The organism is Saccharopolyspora soli, from assembly GCF_022678645.1.
Classification (GTDB): Bacteria; Actinomycetota; Actinomycetes; order Mycobacteriales; family Pseudonocardiaceae; genus Saccharopolyspora; species Saccharopolyspora soli.
In genome coordinates, this window is the sequence record NZ_JALBWV010000112.1 from 1 (window position 1) to 17,083 (window position 17,083).

General features: G+C 66.5%; 24 protein-coding genes and 2 pseudogenes. 14 read left to right on the plus strand and 12 right to left on the minus strand.

All coding sequences use genetic code 11. The features are described 5' to 3' along the window. Positions 1-204: 204 nt before the first annotated feature. Genes MOQ72_RS42110 through MOQ72_RS42125 form a run of 4 tightly spaced genes read right to left on the minus strand, consistent with a single transcriptional unit; the run spans position 205 to position 1,993 of the window. Positions 205-390 carry a DUF397 domain-containing protein gene (locus tag MOQ72_RS42110; RefSeq protein ID WP_242191600.1) on the minus strand — a complete coding sequence of 62 codons (186 nt, stop codon included), beginning with the start codon at positions 388-390 and terminating at the stop codon, positions 205-207. A 5-nt stretch (positions 391-395) separates the two neighbouring features. Beyond that, positions 396-1,244, minus strand: a complete 849-nt coding sequence (locus MOQ72_RS42115) for a helix-turn-helix domain-containing protein (protein ID WP_242191603.1) — start codon at positions 1,242-1,244, stop codon at positions 396-398. A 15-nt stretch (positions 1,245-1,259) separates the two neighbouring features. Next, a complete protein-coding gene (locus MOQ72_RS42120; protein WP_242191604.1) occupies positions 1,260-1,790 on the minus strand; it encodes a DUF6879 family protein in 531 nt (176 codons plus the stop codon). A gap of 2 nt (positions 1,791-1,792) precedes the next feature. Beyond that, positions 1,793-1,993, minus strand: a complete 201-nt coding sequence (locus MOQ72_RS42125) for a hypothetical protein (RefSeq protein WP_242191606.1) — start codon at positions 1,991-1,993, stop codon at positions 1,793-1,795. Positions 1,994-2,182: 189 nt separating this feature from the next. Between MOQ72_RS42125 and MOQ72_RS42130 the strand changes: the two genes are divergently transcribed. The 5 genes from MOQ72_RS42130 (at position 2,183) to MOQ72_RS42150 (ending at position 5,366) form a co-directional block, all read left to right on the plus strand. Further along, positions 2,183-2,419, plus strand: coding sequence for an HC3 family zinc finger protein (locus MOQ72_RS42130; protein WP_277955487.1), 237 nt, complete (start codon positions 2,183-2,185; stop codon positions 2,417-2,419). Positions 2,420-2,602: 183 nt separating this feature from the next. Then, the gene (locus MOQ72_RS42135; protein WP_242191608.1) at positions 2,603-2,776 is read left to right on the plus strand and encodes a hypothetical protein; all 174 of its coding nucleotides are present in this window, start codon (positions 2,603-2,605) and stop codon (positions 2,774-2,776) included. 136 nt (positions 2,777-2,912) lie between these two features. Then, a complete protein-coding gene (locus MOQ72_RS42140; protein WP_242191623.1) occupies positions 2,913-3,782 on the plus strand; it encodes a radical SAM/SPASM domain-containing protein in 870 nt (289 codons plus the stop codon). 10 nt (positions 3,783-3,792) lie between these two features. After that, positions 3,793-4,533, plus strand: a complete 741-nt coding sequence (locus MOQ72_RS42145; RefSeq protein WP_242191609.1) for an AAA family ATPase — start codon at positions 3,793-3,795, stop codon at positions 4,531-4,533. Continuing rightward, positions 4,530-5,366 carry an aminoglycoside phosphotransferase gene (locus tag MOQ72_RS42150; protein ID WP_242191610.1) on the plus strand — a complete coding sequence of 279 codons (837 nt, stop codon included), beginning with the start codon at positions 4,530-4,532 and terminating at the stop codon, positions 5,364-5,366. The genes MOQ72_RS42145 and MOQ72_RS42150 overlap by 4 nt, the downstream gene beginning before the upstream one ends. 41 nt (positions 5,367-5,407) lie before the next feature. Here the strand turns inward: MOQ72_RS42150 and MOQ72_RS42155 are convergent, their stop codons facing one another. From MOQ72_RS42155 to MOQ72_RS42165, 3 genes are all read right to left on the minus strand, one after another. Beyond that, positions 5,408-5,740 carry a hypothetical protein gene (locus MOQ72_RS42155; RefSeq protein ID WP_242191611.1) on the minus strand — a complete coding sequence of 111 codons (333 nt, stop codon included), beginning with the start codon at positions 5,738-5,740 and terminating at the stop codon, positions 5,408-5,410. Between the two features lie 204 nt (positions 5,741-5,944). Beyond that, complete coding sequence (locus tag MOQ72_RS42160) at positions 5,945-6,166, minus strand: helix-turn-helix domain-containing protein (protein WP_211902021.1); 222 nt, start codon at positions 6,164-6,166, stop codon at positions 5,945-5,947. Next, a complete protein-coding gene (locus tag MOQ72_RS42165) occupies positions 6,166-6,657 on the minus strand; it encodes a DUF2975 domain-containing protein (protein ID WP_242191612.1) in 492 nt (163 codons plus the stop codon). The genes MOQ72_RS42160 and MOQ72_RS42165 overlap by 1 nt, the downstream gene beginning before the upstream one ends. A gap of 407 nt (positions 6,658-7,064) precedes the next feature. Between MOQ72_RS42165 and MOQ72_RS42170 the strand changes: the two genes are divergently transcribed. The 7 genes and pseudogenes from MOQ72_RS42170 to MOQ72_RS46030 all read left to right on the plus strand — a co-directional run bounded on the left by MOQ72_RS42170 (position 7,065) and on the right by MOQ72_RS46030 (position 10,899). Next, on the plus strand, positions 7,065-7,349 hold the full coding sequence (locus MOQ72_RS42170) for an amidase family protein (RefSeq protein ID WP_242191624.1): 285 nt from the start codon (positions 7,065-7,067) through the stop codon (positions 7,347-7,349). A gap of 681 nt (positions 7,350-8,030) precedes the next feature. Continuing rightward, positions 8,031-8,267 (plus strand): hypothetical protein, encoded by a 237-nt coding sequence (locus tag MOQ72_RS42175; RefSeq protein ID WP_242191613.1) that lies wholly within the window; start codon positions 8,031-8,033, stop codon positions 8,265-8,267. Then, positions 8,267-8,758 (plus strand): annotated as a pseudogene (locus tag MOQ72_RS46100) (putative T7SS-secreted protein); the annotation flags it as partial. The gene MOQ72_RS42175 and the pseudogene MOQ72_RS46100, both read left to right, overlap by 1 nt. Before the next feature lie 333 nt (positions 8,759-9,091). Continuing rightward, positions 9,092-9,346 (plus strand): polymorphic toxin type 28 domain-containing protein, encoded by a 255-nt coding sequence (locus tag MOQ72_RS46105; protein WP_504981831.1) that lies wholly within the window; start codon positions 9,092-9,094, stop codon positions 9,344-9,346. 191 nt (positions 9,347-9,537) lie between these two features. After that, on the plus strand, positions 9,538-9,942 hold the full coding sequence (locus MOQ72_RS42190; protein ID WP_242191615.1) for a contact-dependent growth inhibition system immunity protein: 405 nt from the start codon (positions 9,538-9,540) through the stop codon (positions 9,940-9,942). Positions 9,943-10,300: 358 nt separating this feature from the next. Next, positions 10,301-10,531 (plus strand): annotated as a pseudogene (locus MOQ72_RS46025) (transposase); the annotation flags it as partial. Between the two features lie 77 nt (positions 10,532-10,608). Then, positions 10,609-10,899 (plus strand): transposase, encoded by a 291-nt coding sequence (locus tag MOQ72_RS46030; RefSeq protein WP_443706329.1) that lies wholly within the window; start codon positions 10,609-10,611, stop codon positions 10,897-10,899. Positions 10,900-10,927: 28 nt separating this feature from the next. Here the strand turns inward: MOQ72_RS46030 and MOQ72_RS42200 are convergent, their stop codons facing one another. Further along, positions 10,928-11,731 carry an SDR family NAD(P)-dependent oxidoreductase gene (locus tag MOQ72_RS42200; RefSeq protein ID WP_242191616.1) on the minus strand — a complete coding sequence of 268 codons (804 nt, stop codon included), beginning with the start codon at positions 11,729-11,731 and terminating at the stop codon, positions 10,928-10,930. A gap of 87 nt (positions 11,732-11,818) precedes the next feature. On the opposite strand from MOQ72_RS42200, the gene MOQ72_RS42205 reads away from it, so the two are divergent. After that, the gene (locus MOQ72_RS42205) at positions 11,819-12,670 is read left to right on the plus strand and encodes a helix-turn-helix transcriptional regulator (RefSeq protein WP_242191617.1); all 852 of its coding nucleotides are present in this window, start codon (positions 11,819-11,821) and stop codon (positions 12,668-12,670) included. Positions 12,671-12,790: 120 nt separating this feature from the next. On the opposite strand, the gene MOQ72_RS42210 is transcribed toward MOQ72_RS42205, so the two are convergent. The 4 genes from MOQ72_RS42210 to MOQ72_RS42225 form a co-directional block, all read right to left on the minus strand. Then, positions 12,791-13,780, minus strand: a complete 990-nt coding sequence (locus MOQ72_RS42210) for an IS481 family transposase (protein ID WP_242191626.1) — start codon at positions 13,778-13,780, stop codon at positions 12,791-12,793. 60 nt (positions 13,781-13,840) lie between these two features. After that, a complete protein-coding gene (locus tag MOQ72_RS42215; RefSeq protein ID WP_242191618.1) occupies positions 13,841-14,056 on the minus strand; it encodes a hypothetical protein in 216 nt (71 codons plus the stop codon). Between the two features lie 6 nt (positions 14,057-14,062). Next, positions 14,063-14,254 carry a hypothetical protein gene (locus MOQ72_RS42220; protein ID WP_242191619.1) on the minus strand — a complete coding sequence of 64 codons (192 nt, stop codon included), beginning with the start codon at positions 14,252-14,254 and terminating at the stop codon, positions 14,063-14,065. A 108-nt stretch (positions 14,255-14,362) separates the two neighbouring features. Next, the gene (locus tag MOQ72_RS42225; protein ID WP_242191620.1) at positions 14,363-14,599 is read right to left on the minus strand and encodes a hypothetical protein; all 237 of its coding nucleotides are present in this window, start codon (positions 14,597-14,599) and stop codon (positions 14,363-14,365) included. Positions 14,600-14,927: 328 nt separating this feature from the next. Here MOQ72_RS42225 and MOQ72_RS42230 point away from each other — a divergent pair. Beyond that, on the plus strand, positions 14,928-17,083 hold a 2,156-nt coding region (locus MOQ72_RS42230), incomplete at its 3' end, for a tetratricopeptide repeat protein (RefSeq protein ID WP_242191621.1).

Sequence of the window (17,083 nt, forward strand, 5' to 3'; positions counted from 1 at the left end):
AAACATCAACCCCACCAGGCACAGGGGGGTCAACATTCAGATGCCGACAAGTGGTCATGATCCAGCTGCCGTTGACAGTTCCCGCGCACACGCTGAGGAGTTCTCCAACCTGGGTGCGGCGGCGCGAGGAGTAGACGCACCCTCGGTGGCGACGTCACCAGGGCCCCTGTTCGACGAGTTCGTGGGGCAGGGGCGGTGTTTCCGTCAGCTGTCGAAGCGACCGTGCTTGAGTGCGGCGATGAACGTCGACCATTGTGGGAGGGTCGCTGTGAGGTTTCGGTCAGCGTGGTTTTTGGTGTCGCGCACCGCCATGCAGTCGCTGATGCGGCCGACCTCGACGCAGTTGTGGGTTCCGCTGTAGCTCGACTTCGTCCAGACCATGCGTGCCATCGGTGTCAGTCCTCGATCTGGCGCCGGTATTCGGCGGCGAGTTGCTGCACGATGGTCCGGGCTTCGTCGCCTTCGCAGGCCACGTGCCACAGCCGGTCCATGAGTCGGTGGTAGATGGCGACCTGATCGGGGTCGTCGATGGTGAGTTCGGCCGAGACGTGCTCGACCTGCACCAGGTCGTCGAGCATGCTGAAGCCGTTCATGGTGATGTTCGGCAGCCGCCGGAATTCGGGGAGTACGCCGAATCGCAGGCCGGGGATGTCGAGCGCGGAGACGAGTCGGTCGAGTTGCCCCAGCATGGCCTCCGGTGCGGCGACGGGATGGCGCAGCGCGTGCTGGGAGATGATGATCTCGATGTCTTTGCCTTGGTAGAGAACTTGTTGGCGTTGCATCCGGACGCGTACCGACGCCTCGATGTCGGTGTCGGGAACCTGTAGTAGTTCGGCTTGGGTGCGGAAGACCGCGCGTGCGTAGTCCGCGGTTTGCAGCAGTCCGGGGACGACGCCGAATTCGACGTTGCGGATCCGGGTGGCCGCGTGCTCGCTGTCGTAGCTCTGCTGCTGCCGTGCTCGGTGCCCGGCGCGGAGCTGGGCACGCCAAGCCGCTTTGCTGATACGCAGCTCGGCGAGCTCGTCCAGCATGTGACGGACCGAGGACTCGGGCGCGTCCAGCGCGTCGAGCCACTGGGTGACGTCTTGGTCCTCGGCCGTCTGCTTACCGGTCTCCAACTTGGAGATCTTGGAGTGCGGCCAACCCAGTGCGGACGCGAGCTCGCGGCCGGTGAGGTCCGCTTCCTCGCGGAAGCGACGCAAGCGTTCCCCGAATTCCTGACGCCGCTGCTCGAAGTTGGTCACGGTCTCCTCGTCTTCCTAGCGCACCAGTTCCGCCCAGTGCTCGGCTGGTAACGCGGCGCTCCATGCTCGGTCCCGCCAGCTGCGGTACTGCTCGATCGCGTCGGCGTCGTCGATCATCTCAAGGCCGAGAAGTCCTCGACTGCCGAAGTGCAGCACGCCGACACGATCGTCATCGAACATCCAGAAATCGGTGCCGAGGGGCAGGTGCAGGTCCTCGGCGTCGGACAGGGCCAGGCTGCGGATCTCTTCTCCTGCGGGGATGTTGGCTCGCAGGGCGAGATCCATTTCGAACCGCAGGTAGTCGGTCAACGGGTCGGTGAGAACCCGAACACGCCGGAACCTGCGGCCTTCTCGGGTCGCGGCACGGACGTTGTCGGTCCACGGCGCAAGCCAGGAATCATCCGGTGGTTCGCCGTTGAGGAAACGGCGCAGCGGTTCCTCCTCGACCGGTTCCCGGTAGACCCCTTGGGTTTCCAACCGGAACGCCGTGTGCTGGAACGTTCGGAACAGCTCGTCGAACTGCGCGCCAGACACCAAATCCGTCATGGTCAGTCCTTCGCGAAACGCAACAGCGCCTTGGGGATCTCCACGGCCGTTTCGTGGTCCGGGAGCCCCCGTGCCCGCAGGGTCGCCAACGCGTCGGGGTCGGTGATCCGAGTTCCCTGCACGACGTAGGTGTCGCGGTCGGTTTCGTACAGCTCCGGGCAGCCTCCCCCGCCGCTGGTGGTTCCCAGGTGCGTCAGCTTCATGTCGACGTCTCCTTGTTCGGGCGGTAGTGAACCAAGCACGCATCGTTTGCGCAACTACCAGGCAACGACATGAACCGCACTGCTGCGCTGCGCCATCTGAGTGAGTCGTTCGAGAAGATTCTTGTTTGGTTCTTGTTTATTTCTCGAAACTTGGGCAGTCTGCCACTCGGGACGAACCGAAGGGGTGTGATGGCCGTGGCATACAAGCCGCATCCGTTCCACTGGGTTCCGGCCGAAGGTGCACGCCACGCAAGCGTGGACGAACGCACCGGCAGTACCTACGTCGACGGCACCGAAGTCGGCACGCTGTGCGGTCACCGGCTGGCCGCGGACAACTCCACCCCGGCCTGGCTGTGGGACACCTGCCCCGACTGCAACGTCCACGCCCACGCACTCGCAGGTGTGCCGACGGCAGGCGCACGATGACCGATCACGCCGACGACCCACTGAAGGGAGACCCGGACTCTGCGGCTGCCACCCGAGATTCCGACGGCGCACCCTGATGGTCTCGGGCGTCGTCGGAGGTGCTGCATCGTCTGCTCTCGGAGCCGCCTGCGCGGTGGCGCGTCGCCCCTCGACGTACCACCGCCGGAGTCCGGTGCTGGTGTCGTGACCCCGAACCGGCACCAGCACCTCGTCCGGCTGGTGACCGTGGCCCCCGACGCGGTCACCAGCCGGGCATCCGAGCCGGATCGGCGGCGCACGGTCGGTCGCCGATCCCTCACCCAGGAGGTGCCCGGATCCCTGGGGCGCCTCCCGACCGTCCTGGTCCGTGCGAGCTGACGCGCAGCAGCACGCCGCAACCGGTTCGCACGGACCAGGGCAACCCGCCCAGCGGCGCCCAAACGTGGGTGGGCATGGAACGAACGACAGCGCAGGCAGCGAAACGTGGAGGGTTGCTGTGGACCAAGTTTCGTTCGTGTGGTTGGAGATCACCGGGAAATGCCAGTTGGAATGTGCGCACTGCTACGCCGAATCTGGGCCGGATGGTGATCACGGCACGATGACTGAGCAGGATTGGCGGGACCTCATCGACCAGGCCGGGGAGATGGGCGTTCGCACCGTGCAGTTCATCGGGGGCGAGCCGACGCTTCACCCCTCGTTGCCGGGGTTGATCGACCACGCTCGCGACCGCGACGTCGAGGTTGCGCTGTATTCCAACCTGGTGCACATCAAGCCGGTGTTGTGGGAGGTGTTGTCCCAACCGGGTGTGCGCCTGGCGACGTCGTACTACACGTCCGACCCTGGCGAGCACGCGGCGATCACCCAGCGCCGCACCCATGCCAGGACGAAGGCCAACATCGCGGAAGCGATCCGCCGGTCGATTCCGGTGCGGGTGGGCGTCATCAACCTTTGGGATGGTCAGCGCAGCGATCAGGCCGTGGAGGACTTGCGCGTGCTGGGCGTGGTCGATATCAGCGTGGATCACGTGCGGCAGGTGGGGCGCGGTGTCCGGGACCGGCAGCCAGGGGTTGATCAGCTCTTTGGCCAGTGCGGGCGGGGTGTGGTCGCGGTCTCGCCCACTGGGGAGGTGTGGCCGTGCGTGTTCTCGCGGTGGATGCCGGTGGGCAACATCCGCACCACGCCGTTGGCTGAGATCGTCGCTGGTCCGGCCATGAACAGGATGCTGGCGCGGCTTCCTGGCCGGGTACCGTCGGCCGGTAAGAGCTGCGACCCGACGTGTTGCCCGAACACCATGTGCGATCCGCAGTGCAGCCCGTCGTGTAGCCCCTCGTGCACCCCGGCGGGAAACTGCACACCGAGTGGGAACTGTGCGCCGTACTACTAGGGAGCCGCCTGTGCTCGTCCGCCGTGCCTTCATTCCCGACGCCCAGCGCCCGGAGTCGTTCGACGCGTGGCCGTACACGGTGCCGTGCGTCGCGGAGCTCGCCGAGCATGGGCTGACGTTCACCTCGCCGGTGACGATGATCGTCGGCGAGAACGGGTCGGGAAAGTCGACGCTGGTTGAAGCGATCGCCGAGGGCTTCAAACTCGACGCGCACGGCGGGCGAGCCGGTCGCAAGTACACCAACGACCGCCCGAAAACCGAACTCGGCGACGTGCTCAAGCTGGAGACCACCCCAGCAGGCGGCCGGATGCTCACCGGCCCACGCTCGAAGCGCAAAGGCTTCTTCCTCCGGGCGGAGACCGCGTTCGGGTTGATGAACACCGTCGGCGGCCTCTACGGCTATTGGGAAGACGACACCGCGACCATGAGCCACGGCGAAGGGTTCCTGACCGTGTTCGACGCGATGTTCCGCGACCGCGGCTTCTACGTCCTGGACGAGCCAGAGGCCGCGCTGTCCTTCGAGTCCTGCCTGAAACTCGTCGCCCTGATGCACAACCTCGGCCAGTCCGGTGCCCAGGTCATCTGCGCGACGCACTCGCCGATCCTCGCCGCGACACCAGGCGCGGACATCATCGAGGTCGGCGAGCACGGCACCCACCGCCGGAAATGGGACGAGCTCGACATCGTCGACCACTGGCGGCGCTACCTCAACGACCCCAACACCTACCTGCGGCACATCACCGACGCATGACCAGCGACCCAGACACCGCGGAAGTCGACCGGCACTACCGGGCCTGGCTGCGCAGCTGCCTGGACCAAGCCGCTGACCACTTCCGCCTCACGATCACCGGCGTGTCCGTGTTCGGCTGGCGGCTGCGGTCGATCAGCGCCCCGGTACACGGCCCTGATGGCGCCCGCTGGCTGCGGGTCGTCACCGAAGAGCACCAGTGGCTGCCCGCCGACTTCTGGACAGGCAACTCCGACGCGAACATCTTCACCGACCTGGCGAAGCCACACGTCCTGGACGTGACTGAATGGGACGAGCCACGCTGGCGACGACGAGTCCGCGCCGAGATCATGACCGTCCTGCCCGGCGAACCCTGCTCACCGACAGATGTCCTGTACACCCCGATCACCCTGCCCAATCGGTGGTGGGCAGAGCTGCACCGAACCTTGGCCGTGATCCACTCGACGCTCACCACGCGTGTCAACGCTGACCAGGACAAAGTCACCCAACGCGTCCGCGCCGTCTTCGGCCCCCAGATCGACCTGCCCGTCGACCAGTGGGAAACCGTGCACGGCGACCTGCACTGGGCGAACCTGCTGCAACCATTCGGCCTGCTCGACTGGGAGCTGTGGGGACAAGGACCCGCACACACCGACGCCGCCACCCTCTACTGCTTCAGCCTCCTCGCCCCTCAGACCGCCTCCACGGTCTGGGACGCCTTCCCCGCACTCGCCACACGAGCGGGACGAACCGCGTTGATCTACGTCGCCGCCCGACTGCTGCACCGGGTCCGTATGGGCGATCATCCCGAACTTGCCCTACCCCTTCGACAACTCGCCGACGACCTCACGGCATAGCTCCAGAGCCGCCGACAGAAACGGGTCCGACGCCGGGCACGTTATCGCTTGCGGTCCTTGCGGGCGGGTGCGTCGTTGCGGGGTTCGACGGCGTCGGCTGGTAGCCACCCGTGCTGCCGTACGCCTTCGCTGCCATCGCCACGCCGGATGCGGTACTGGACCTGCGCGATCCACGCTCCGGTGGTGGTGCGCAGCCAGGCGGTCAGCTCACCAGGGACAACGTCCTGCACCTCCCACCCTTCCGGGAACGGGTGGACCTGGCCCGGTGCGGGGTAGAGGCGGGCGAGGTGCACCCACACCGGCCGAGGCGGGCGGACCTTTCGATCGTCGCCGCGCTTCCACGGTGGTGGCTCCGGGTGGACGTTATCGAACACAGGTTCTAGTATCTGCGTGCCCCGAACGCACGCATCCGGTTGGGCTGTGACGGTCAGAGCTATCTGTCACATGTCGGAGCTATCTGTCACCAAGATCTGTGCGCCACCCAGCAAGGGGCGGTTGTCCTGTCCGGCCGGACTCTTCGGCGTCCGGCCATCTCGTCGGACCGGCTGTGATCGTCCGGTCTGGCTTTCGGAGCCACGTTATCCGCCGGCGGTGTCCTCGGCCTCCCAGCGCAGCAGGTCGCCCGGCTGGCACGTGAGCACCTCGCAGAGCGCGGCAAGCGTCGCGAAGCGCACCGCCTTGGCGCGGCCGTTCTTGAGTACCGCCAGGTTGGCCGGCGTGATCCCCACACGGTCCGCGAGCTCACCCACGGACATCTTCCGCCGGGCCAGCATCACGTCGATGTCGACGACGATCGGCATCAGATCACCTCGTCCAACTCGGCCCGCATCCGCGACGCCTCGATGTCGCGCGCGACGGCCTGGGCGAGCAGCATCCGCAGTACGAGCACGATGAGCGCGACCCCCAGGATGGCCACGCCGACCCCGCCCATGATGAGGGTGACGCCCGGGTCGTCCCGCTGGCCCGGCGCGTTGATGGCCGTGACCGCGAACCACACGAGGGCAGCCGCCACGATCGCGCCGATCACGATGTCCACGTACCGGAAGGCGGCGTGGGAGAACACGGTGCCGCGTCGCACCATCGTCACCAGCCGCCATACACAGACCCCGATGATCTGGACCGTCACCAAGCCCAGGATCGTGATCACGCGCAGCGACGTCAGCGGGAGCGAACCGTCCTCCGGGTCGCTCCCGCTGACCAACGCCCACACCATCAACGCCTGTACGAACACGGTGCCGGCGAGCACCGCCACGAGCACGGCGCGCAGCGCATGCACAGTCAGCTTCCCCATGCCCCACCCTCCTATCGATTAGCGGCGATAATCTATCGCAATTCGATAGATTGAGCAAAGGTTGCGACGGAGGATGGGCGGCACGGCCGGGTACCAGGGCTTGATCACCTGCGCCGCGCCATCGAAGCGCACCGCAGGGCCGGTCCTGGTTGGATGCCACCCGATCTTGTGACAACTACGCTGACACTCGCCCGTGAACGGCCAGGTAACACCTTGAACTTGGTGACAACTAGGACTGACCGTCACATTGGGCCAGGTAGGACATACCCGGAACGATCACAAGCGCCCCGCGCCGTGACCACGCTGATCGGGGTGCCGACCGCCCGGTACCTCGCCGTGTCCGGCCGACTGCTGCGGACCGCTTCTGGTGCCGCACGGCATCCACGTTCGCTTTGGGGCCGGACGCTTTGGTTCGCGGTCCGGAGCGGGACGGTACGGTTGCCGCCCGGCTCCGCACTGCGGGTGCGATCGTCTTAGGCCACAGCAACATGCCGTCGCTGCTCGCCGCGTATCCGACTGATGACGCGATCTCCGGGCGTACCAACAAGCCGTGCGACCTGGGCCGTAACCCCAGTGGTGCCAGCGGTGGCGGCACGGCGGCGCTCACGTCGGGGATGACCATGATCGAGGTCGGCGCGGACTGCGGGGGCTCGCTGCGGTTCTCCCACATTTCTGCGGTGTCTACGGGTTGATGATCACCGAGCGTCGGATGCCGCTCACCGGGTTTGGTGTCGTCGGGCAGGCGCGCCGCGGTAGCTACGGGTTCTGATGTCACTTGGCCCGATGGCGCGCGGCTTGGACGACATCGAACTCGTCCTGCGTGTGATCGCAGGGCCCGACGAACGGGCCACCGAGGTGTCGCCCGTTCCGCTTCCCGATCGCCGTCGGCGTGCGCTGCCGGAGTTGCGGCTGGGCGCGGTGACAGCGTTGCCCGGCGCTGCCGTCGCGGGCAGTCTGCGAGGGGAAGTCCAGCGGATGTCGCGCAGATCTCCAATGCCGGAGCTCGCGCGGAAGACCGGCTGCCGAAGGTCGAATGGGACGAGCAGGGACTTTCCCACGAGCTGATGGCGGCGGTCACCGGTGTGTTCGATCCCGGCGCCCGGTTTGCAGACGAGCATCGCAGCCTGGCTTGGTACTTGGCGGCCCTGGATGGGCGCGACCGGTTCATCTGTTCTCAGCCTGCAGTTCTTCCATTTGGGGGACGATGCTGGGTAGTGGCTTTGCTGGGGCGGGGTCGTTCGTAGGGTGTGGCGTGCACTGGAGTCGAGCCGAGGACGGAGCTGCATGCCCGACGGGTTTCGCGTCGACTTGTCTGCCTTGACACAAGCGTCGAGGGGGTGAACGAGACCATTGATTCGGTGCGGAAGCAGCCGGTGAGCGACATTGACTGTCCTGCGGAGGCGTTCGGTCATGGTCGGCTTGCCACCACCGTGGCGGAGTTCTGTGATCGGTGGAATCAAGGGGTGGTCAACCTGGCCGACGACGGGGCGGAGATCGCCGGTCGGCTGGCGCAGTGCGTCGAGGTCTACCGGCTGACGGATGAAGCGGTCCGGGTCCACTTCGAAGGCATCGTGCAGCGCGTTGCGGGTGACGATCCGGCGGCGGAATGATGGCAGCCGAACTAGGTTCCACCAACGATCCCAAGGCCCTCGTTCCCGGTGACGCTGACGCTGTGCACCGCACGTCGGTGTCGATGACGGCGTACGGTGACATGCTGTGTGAGGCTGGCGAGGGCCTCAAACGCATCGACAGCTCGGAAGGTTGGAGCGGCGAAGCCGCCGATCAGTTCCGGTCGGCTTTCGACGGTGAACCGCTCAAATGGCTTGAGGCCGGGGATTGCTTCCATTACGCGGCTACGGCGCTGGAGCGCTACGGCAGTGCTCTTACCTAGGCACCGGGGCAAGCGAGTGAAGCGATCCGATTGTGGAGCGAGGGCGAAGCCGCCACGCAACGCGCCCACGCCGAGCACGCACGAGCCGTCGAGCGAGCTCAAGAACAGGCGCCCGCAGGCGCGTCTCCTGCCGACGTCCCGCTTGCCGATCCTGGTGAGGCCAAACGCCAAGCCGCACGAGAAGTACTGAGCCAAGCCCGCAGCCAGCTGGCCACGGCGGGTGAGACGGCCGCTGACGCGGTTGGCCTTGCACGTGACAAGGCCCCCGATACTCGCAGTTGGCTGGCTCAAGCCGGGGATGCGATCGGTGATGCGGCAGGCTCCGTTGCCAACGCGTTCGCCTCGATAGGCAACGCCGCGATCAACCACCCCGAAATGGTTCTTGGCGTTGTGGGCGGTGCCGCGCTGACGGCGGTCAGCGCGGCAGGAGAAACGGCGGGGGTGCTGCTGGATGCCACCGGTGTCGGCGCCGTCGGTGGTGTGCCACTCGGTGTGGCCTCGACTGCCGGGATCGCGACCGGCGTTGGCATCATGGGCGCTTCGATGGCGGGACTGGCCGCCGAGGCGGCAGGCGATGATGCGGTTAATCCCGTCGATACCAGCGACGACGTTGTTGAGTCGACGGAACCGCTGCCCGCGGAGCAAGGCACGAAGACCGACCGAATCAAGGAGCACCTCACCGAGAAGGATCTCGACGCAGCCCGCCGCGAGCTCAACGGGGAAATGGTCGCCAGGAAACCGAACGGGGAACCTTGGGATCACGTCGACGAAGTACAGAACGCCCAACGGGCTTGGTGAACCGCATCGAGCAGATCAACCGGCAGCTTGGCGACTCCCGAACAACGCCCGAGCAGCGTGCGGGTTTGGAATCGGAGTTGTCCGAGGCAAGCCGCCTGCTCGACCACTCCGAGGGGTACGTCCCACGTGGCTGACGATCCCGGAACACTCGATACGATTCCTGAGACTGGTGTGAGGGTGGTGGCACGGTAATGGCGAACGAGGACAGCCGCGGCGATCTGTCGTTGGAGCAGGTCGAGGACGATGTGTGGGGCGAGCCTCCCGCCGACGCGACGACGCTCGTGAGAACCGTGCATCAGTTGCGACGCAAACCCCTGGGCGCGCTGAGCGCCGCAGACCTTCGCGTCCTGGTGGCCCAAAAGGTCGGCGTTGACGTGCTCATGCCCCGCGTCCTCACCCTGTTGGAACGAGACCCGCTCGTGGAAGGCGACTTCTACCCCGGCGACGTTCTCGTGGCAGTGCTGCAAGTTCCCGCCGCGTACTGGTCAGCCAACCCGGGGCAACGAGCCAGGATTGAGAACATCATCGCCTCGATTGACCATCCTGACTCTCAGCTCAAGACCGATATCGACACGTTCCGAGCCCACAACCAGTAGCCCCGGCTCTGAGGTAAGGCCCGGCCGGGTCCGTCCGAAGTGGAATGGGCTCAATATCCGGGATCCCTGACGAGTGCCGCTGCTCTTGGCGTCGGCGACGAACCGAACCAGCGGACTGTGACAGGGATCCCGGGATGTCTCAGCGGTACGCCAGGAATCCGCGAACCCGATGTTTTCGTCAGTGGCGTGGTTGTCCTGCTCCTGCTATCGATTACCGTGTGGTGGATCGACGGCGTGCCCATCCTGCTAGGACGTGTATCGAAAGTGGATCTTGAGCAGTGAATGATCACGGTTCATGGCGCGGGGAGATCTCACGGATGAACAGTGGGCGGTGTTGGAGCCGTTGCTACCTAAGGGAATGAAGGCGGGACGGCCGCCCATCTGGTCCCGGCGGCAGCTGATCGACGGCATACGGTTCCGGGGCCGGACCGGTGTGCCGTGGCGGGACGTGCCCGTCGAGTATGGGCCGTGGGGCCGGATCTACGACTTGTTTCGTCGATGGCAGCGGGACGGCACCTGGCACAGGGTTCTCACCCGGCTCCAGTCCCTGGCCGACGCGAAGCGTGCGATCACGTGGGACCTGAGCGTCGACTCCACCGTGTGCCGCGCCCATCAGCATGCGGGCGGGGCCCGGAAGCAGGGTGACCGCGCGTCCGTCCCAATCGAGTGCGGGCTGACAAGGCGTACGCCTGCCGCGAGAACCGCGCCTACCTGCGCCGCCGGAAGATCCGCTGCACCATCCCAGACAAGGCCGACCAGGCGCGCAACCGCAGAAAGCTCGGTTCCCGCGGCGGCCGTCCGCCGCGCTTCGACCCGGTCGACTACCGCGAGCGTCACGCGGTCGAGTGCGGGATCAACCGCCTCAAGAGGCACCGTGCCGTCGCCACGCGATACGACAAGCTCGCGGTCCGCTACGAGGCAACTGTCCTCGTAGCGGCCATCAACGAGTGGCTGTGAACCGGGACAGAGGCATCCCCCCGGGGGCTCAGGACCGCGCTCCGCCGTCGACCCGTAGGACCGTGCCGGTCACGTAGGAGGAGCGGTCGCTGAGGAGCCAGGCGGCGGCCTGCGTGATCTCCTGCGGGTCAGCCGCGCGGCACAGCGGCGTGTGCGCCGTGAGTCGCTCTCGGAGACCAGGTGATCCCTTTTCCCAGGTGCTTATCATCTCGGTCGCCGTGTTGCCGGGGGCTATGGCGTTGACGCGGATACCTTCCGGGCCGTAGGTGACGGCGGCCGACTCGGTGAGGCTGTTGACCGCCCGTTTCATCGCGCCGTAGGCGGGCAGCTCGGGGTTGCCCATCAAGCTGCCGACGGATGAGTTGTTGACGATAGCGCCTGTCCCGGCGGTGGTTCGGATGGCGGCGATCTCGGCGACCATGGCCAGCCAGACGCCCTTGAGGTTCACGTCGTAGATGTGGTCGAAGTCGGCCTCCAGCATTTGGTCCATCGGACCGGGCTGCTGGATCGTGGCACCGTTGTTAAAGGCGATGTCGAGCCGGCCGTACAGGTTCACGGCGCGGTCCACGGCGGCGCGCACGCTGCTCGCATCGGCCAGGTCGCACACCACGTACTCCGCGGTGCCGCCCGCCGCCCGAATTTCCTCGGTCACCGTCTTCAGCTGGGGCTCCGTCCGGGCCGCGAGAAGCACGCGGGCGCCCTCGCGGGCGAAGAGCCGAGCCGCGGCGGCTCCAATACCGCGTCCGGCACCGGTGATGAAGGCGACCTTGTCGGCCAGCAGGCCCGGAGCGGCAGGGGCGGTGGATGTGTCGGTGATGGGTGTGTTGTCCATGGCAGCGAGCCTGTGCCCGTCCGCGAAGCCGAGCCAGGCACCGGCGGTACCTGGCTGGGCCGGCCGACATCTGTACACACTGGGGATGTGGACCGAAGAGAACTGGCGAACTTCCTGCGCAACCGACGCGAGCGGATCACCCCCGCCGAGGTTGGGCTGCCCGCCGGTCCGCGCCGCCGCACTCCGGGACTGCGCCGCGAGGAGGTGGCGCAGCTGGCGTTCATCTCGACCGAGTACTACACGCGGCTGGAGCAAGCTCGGGCGCCGCACCCGTCGCACGAGGTGCTGGCCGGACTGGCTCGGGCCCTGCGCCTGTCGGACGCCGAGCGTGACCATCTCCACCACCTTGCCGGTGCACCGCCGCTCCCGTCGACAGGGCCCTCGCGCGAGGTACGGCAGAGCATCCTCGACCTGCTGCACCGACTGCCGCAGGCCGCGGCAACCGTAACGTCTGCGACCTTCGAGGTACTCGCCTGGAACGATCTGGCGGCAGCCCTGATGGAGGACTTCTCCGCCCTGCCGCGACGCGACCGCAATCTTGTGCGCCGTGTCTTTCTTGGGCCGCACACGCAGGGGCAGCGGCTGTACGGAGTGTCGGACGCAGAGGCGTTCGCCCGCACCTCGACGCAGCGGCTGCGCGCCGCCGCCGCCCGCTACCCCGACGATCCAGAGGTGGCCGAGCTGGTAACCGAACTCCTTGACAGAAGCGAAGAGTTCACCCGCCTGTGGGAGTCCCACGACGTGTCCGCCGAGCCCACCCTTTGCAAGACCTTCCAGCACCCGCTCGTCGGCCCGGTCACCGTCAACTGCGATGTCCTCGACATCACCGACCGCGACCAGCAGGTCGTGATCTACACCGCGGCCCCAGGCTCGCCCTCCGAAGAGGCGCTACGGCTGCTGTCGGTCATCGGCACACAGCGCATGGACGTCACCCATTGAGCCACACCGGCCGCACTTCAGCGTCCCCTGATTTGAACCGACGCGGATCAGCATGGCCCCGCCCCTCCGAACCCTGCCCTGCACGGCACGACACCTGAGCAACCACTTTCGACACACGCCCTAGGTGTACTGACCTGAGAGGTTGGGGACGCGGCTGGCGGGTGGGTGGCCTGCGAGTGCGGTGTGGCCGCGGTGGTGATTGTAGGTGTGCAGCCAGTGCGGCAGCGCCTCGCGGCGTTCGGTCTCGGACTGGTAGGGGCGGGCGTAAGCCCACTCGTCGAGCAGGGTGCGGTTGAACCGCTCCACTTTCCCGTTGGTTTGCGGCCGGTAGGGGCGGGTGCGTTTGTGGCTGATGCCCGCGGTGGTGAGGGTGTCGCGCCACAGGCGGGACTTGTAACAGGATCCGTTGTCGGTCAGCACCCGCTGGACGGTGATTCCGTTGTCAGCGAAGAAGATCTGAGCGCGCTGCCAGAACCCGGCCGCGGTTTCTTTACGTTCGTCGGGCAGGATTTCGCTGTAGGCCAGCCTGGAGTGGTCGTCAACGTTGTGCAGGTAGCTGTAGCCGACATGGCTGTTGCCGTTGCCGTCGAGAGTCTTGTCTGGTGTGCGGGTGCGGTGACGTTGGCCAGCTTGGCGACCCACTGCCCGGTGGCCGCCTCCGTCGGGGATGTTGCCCAGCTTCTTGATATCGACGTGCACCAACTCGCCGGGTGCGGTGCGTTCGTAGCGGCGGATTACCTTCCCACTCGCCCGATCGAGATGGGATAGCCGAGCGATTCTGTAGCGGGCCAGGACCCGGTGCACCGTCGAGGGATTCAGACCAAGCAGAAAGGCAATGCGAGCAGGTCCCCACCGGCGCAGCACTCGGACTTTGATGATCCGCCGCTCGGTGCGGGTCGGGGTTCGACGTGGACTGAAGTGCGGACGGCTAGATCGGTCTGCCATCCCCGCCTCACCCTGCTGCCGGTACCGGTCAGCCCATCGTTTAGCCGTACTGACCGAGACCTGGAATCGTTCCGCCGCCCTGCGCAGCGGCCAGCCCTCATCCACGACACAGCGCGCCACACGCAATCTGCCGGTCTCCGACAACGGGGCGTTACGGTGGGACACGAGGACCTCCGAGGTAGTGGTGTAGACGTCGCAATCCACACCGAACCCGGAGGTCCTCCCTCATTTCAAGATCATCCGATCACGTGTCAGCCCGTTCACAACCTCCTGAGCCAGTACACCTAGGGCCAGTAGCGCACCGCACACCATGATGGCCACCATCCACCAGGACAACTCCGAAAACAGGCTCAGCCCGGACGTCACCACCAGGGCCATCCCGAAGAGGACGACGAGCCCGTCGAGTGTCCGATCGGAGCGTCGAACCCGGTTGTGGTCCATATCCCCTTACGGTACGGATACGGGCTCGGCCCCGGCCGGGGTGCGACCCTCCGTATCGCGGAGCCGAAACGCATCGTCGGGAACGAGGGCACGGCAGTTGATGTCGGCGAGAGCGGTAGGGACGATGACCACGATGTCTCGCATGCCCACCAGCACCGGCCGAGGCTCGGGGAAGGTCTGCACCAGCATCTCATGCATGCCTTCACCACAACGTCAGATTCCTGATGACCACGCATGCGCTGAGACAGCACGCCTCGCGACATCGCGGACGGCGACCTTCTGTTCGGCGCAACGGTCATACCCGTTTCAGGACTGCCTGTAGTTGGATCCGGTCTGTGCCGCCGGTCTCGTGGATGTCGAGGAAGCCTTTGGTATGTCTTCGGTCAGGTGCCTCGTTTTCACACACGCGCCCGGCCGGACATCGGCCGCCGCTTTCTGGGTCAGGACCCGGCTGCGGGAGTGTGTCGCCTCGGCGATCGCGTCGAGGGCGGCGTCATCGGCGCGTTCCAGGATGTATTCCGCGACGCTGGACAGCCCAGACATGCCTCACTCCTTCAGAGATTAGTTCACGGATCGGCAGGGACGGAAACGTTGGCGTCAACCACACGTGATCGTCGTTCGCGGAAATTGGCTGCCTGGTGCCTACGGCCATCACGGGGTACAAGCCGTGGATTAACACCTGCGGAGGGCAGGATCTGGAAAACCCGACGGCGATCTGCCGGACGGTGTGGAACCGGCGCGGTGCCGATTCGGCCAGCGCCTATCTGGTGGCCTTCTAACAAGTCGATCAGCTGACCGTGTATCAGCTCCGAGTTCTGGAAAATCGTCGAATGCCGACCTACTTGGCGGTCCGGCTGGCATGATCGGTTGCGTGGCGGGTTCCCGGTGGAGTCGACTGCCGCTGACGGCGGGTGTGCTGGCCGGTGTGGGTATTGCGGCGGTCGTCGTGTTCCGTTCCGGCGTCCTCGGCCGTTTGGCCATCGAACCGTCGGATCTTTGGGTATGGCTGGAGCGAGCGAGCTGGTTCGCGGCTTCGGCCGGCTTGATCGTGGCGATACTTCCGATGGTGCGCCGGTCGGGGACGGGTTCGGCACCTCGGCTGGTAGCGAACCCGATTCGGCCCGGACAGGAGGTCCACCCGGACACATCGTCCTTGGACGTTCCCGATCACGGGGATGAGCGGATTCGCGGCCGCGACGAACTGGTCGAGGAGCTGTCCCGGTGGTTGGTCGGGCGTCGCGTTCGGGCGAAGGCAGCCGTGTTGCACGGGTTGGGCGGTGCTGGCAAGAGCTCACTTGCCCGGGTACTCGCTCGTGGAGCGCTCCGGAAGGGCTTCGCCGTCTGGTGGGTCGTCGCCGCTACCGGTACTGACCTCCAGGTCGGTATGCGCAACCTCGCCCTCCGCCTGGGCGCCACCGAGTTCGAGGTGGACCGGGCTTGGTCGGGCATGAGCAGCGCAACAGATCTGGTGTGGGGCTTGCTCAATCGGCAGCCGGGTCGGTGGTTGCTGGTCATCGACAACGCTGATTCACCGGAGGTCCTGGCGGGAGCCGGGCGGGAGGTGGCAACCGGGGTCGGGTGGCTGCGCCCGCCGGCCCGTTCGCGCGGATGCGTCCTCGTCACGAGCCGCAATGGAGACAGGCGTGTCTGGGGCCCGTGGTGCTCGCTGTTCCAGGTTCCGGTTCTGGCACCCGAAGATGGTGCGGGAGTTCTGCTCGACCGGGCGGGGGAGCACGCCGGTACCCGGGACGACGCGGAAGCGCTGGCGCGGCGGCTGGGTGGTCTTCCGCTCGCCCTGCACCTCGCCGGGGCACATCTGGCCGACGACGCGGATCTTCCGTTGGCCGGTGTGAGCACGTTCCGCGACTACCAGGAGGAATTCGAAACGGCATCGGCCGTTTCGGCCGCCGACACGGCTGCTAGCCTGGGCGACCTGCAGGATGGCATCGGCCGGATGTGCGACGTGTCGTTCCAGCGTCTCGAACGCCGTGGCATCCCCGAAGCACGGCCGCTGTGGATGCTCCTGTCGTGCTTCGCGGAGGCCCCTGTCCCGTACCGGTTCCTGCTCGACGTCGACGTGCTGACCACCGCTGAGCCGTTCAGCGGACTGGACGGGAATCGACTGCGCAGAGTCCTTCGCGCACTGGCTGATCTCGGTATCGTCCAGGTCGTTGTCCGGCCGCGGGGCACAGATGAGGAACCGACGCTCCGCATCCACCCGCTGGTGCGGTTCGCTGGGCGTCGAACTGCGGATACCGCGTTCCTCGAGCTCGCCGGACGCTTGTTGCACCGAGCGGCACTGGCGGAGGAGCCCGAATCCGCCGAGAATCCGCGCCGTTGGCACATGTGGGGGGCCGTTGCTCCTCATGCGGACCACCTGCTCGATGCGGTTGCCCATCTCGATCCGCCTCCTCCGGATCTTCTCGTCAACGTCGCGTACGTGGCCCGGCTGCTGGGGGCCCACCTCCGCGCGCGCGGCTTCTTCACCGAGACCCGGAGATGGCATGCGGCGGTCGTGCAGACCTGCGCGCCGGTCGTCGGTCTCGATCACCCCGTCGTCCTGTCCGCCCGCCACTCGCTGGCGGCCCTGCTGCACGCATCGGGGCAGTTCGTCGAGGCCGAGGCGCAGTACCGGTCGACGCTCGACGACCGCAGGCGGGTGCTGGGCGAATCCGATCCGGCCGCCCTTTCGACCCTCCACCAGCTGTCGTCCCTGCACTTCGATCTCCACCGCTTCGACGAGGCCGACCGTGGATTTCGCACGGTTCTCGACCACATCGGCGATCTGCCGTTGAACGATCGTCCGACGCTGGCGTTGAGCAGTCGCATCATGATCGCCCGGGTGTCGCTGCAACGCGGCGAGACGGATGCCGCGGAGTCGGAGTTCGAGCGGTTGCTGATCGAACACACCGACCTGTTGGGCGCCGAACATCCCCGCACCATGTGGGTCAGGGCGGAGCTCGCCCACTTGCACCACTTGCGCGGAGATCTGGATCGGGCCGGCAGCGAGTACGCCTCGATCCTCGC

Excerpts from the sequence above, each read along its gene's own strand:
- MOQ72_RS42110 (WP_242191600.1), bottom strand. The coding sequence starts at position 390 with ATGGCACGCATGGTCTGGACGAAGTCGAGCTACAGCGGAACCCACAAC.
- MOQ72_RS42120 (WP_242191604.1), bottom strand. The coding sequence starts at position 1,790 with ATGACGGATTTGGTGTCTGGCGCGCAGTTCGACGAGCTGTTCCGAACG.
- MOQ72_RS42125 (WP_242191606.1), bottom strand. The coding sequence starts at position 1,993 with ATGAAGCTGACGCACCTGGGAACCACCAGCGGCGGGGGAGGCTGCCCG.
- MOQ72_RS42130 (WP_277955487.1), top strand. The coding sequence starts at position 2,183 with ATGGCCGTGGCATACAAGCCGCATCCGTTCCACTGGGTTCCGGCCGAA.
- MOQ72_RS42150 (WP_242191610.1), top strand. The coding sequence starts at position 4,530 with ATGACCAGCGACCCAGACACCGCGGAAGTCGACCGGCACTACCGGGCC.
- MOQ72_RS42160 (WP_211902021.1), bottom strand. The coding sequence starts at position 6,166 with ATGCCGATCGTCGTCGACATCGACGTGATGCTGGCCCGGCGGAAGATG.
- MOQ72_RS42165 (WP_242191612.1), bottom strand. The coding sequence starts at position 6,657 with ATGGGGAAGCTGACTGTGCATGCGCTGCGCGCCGTGCTCGTGGCGGTG.
- MOQ72_RS46105 (WP_504981831.1), top strand. The coding sequence starts at position 9,092 with ATGGCGGGACTGGCCGCCGAGGCGGCAGGCGATGATGCGGTTAATCCC.
- MOQ72_RS42190 (WP_242191615.1), top strand. The coding sequence starts at position 9,538 with ATGGCGAACGAGGACAGCCGCGGCGATCTGTCGTTGGAGCAGGTCGAG.
- MOQ72_RS42200 (WP_242191616.1), bottom strand. The coding sequence starts at position 11,731 with ATGGACAACACACCCATCACCGACACATCCACCGCCCCTGCCGCTCCG.
- MOQ72_RS42215 (WP_242191618.1), bottom strand. The coding sequence starts at position 14,056 with ATGGACCACAACCGGGTTCGACGCTCCGATCGGACACTCGACGGGCTC.
- MOQ72_RS42220 (WP_242191619.1), bottom strand. The coding sequence starts at position 14,254 with ATGCATGAGATGCTGGTGCAGACCTTCCCCGAGCCTCGGCCGGTGCTG.
- MOQ72_RS42225 (WP_242191620.1), bottom strand. The coding sequence starts at position 14,599 with ATGTCTGGGCTGTCCAGCGTCGCGGAATACATCCTGGAACGCGCCGAT.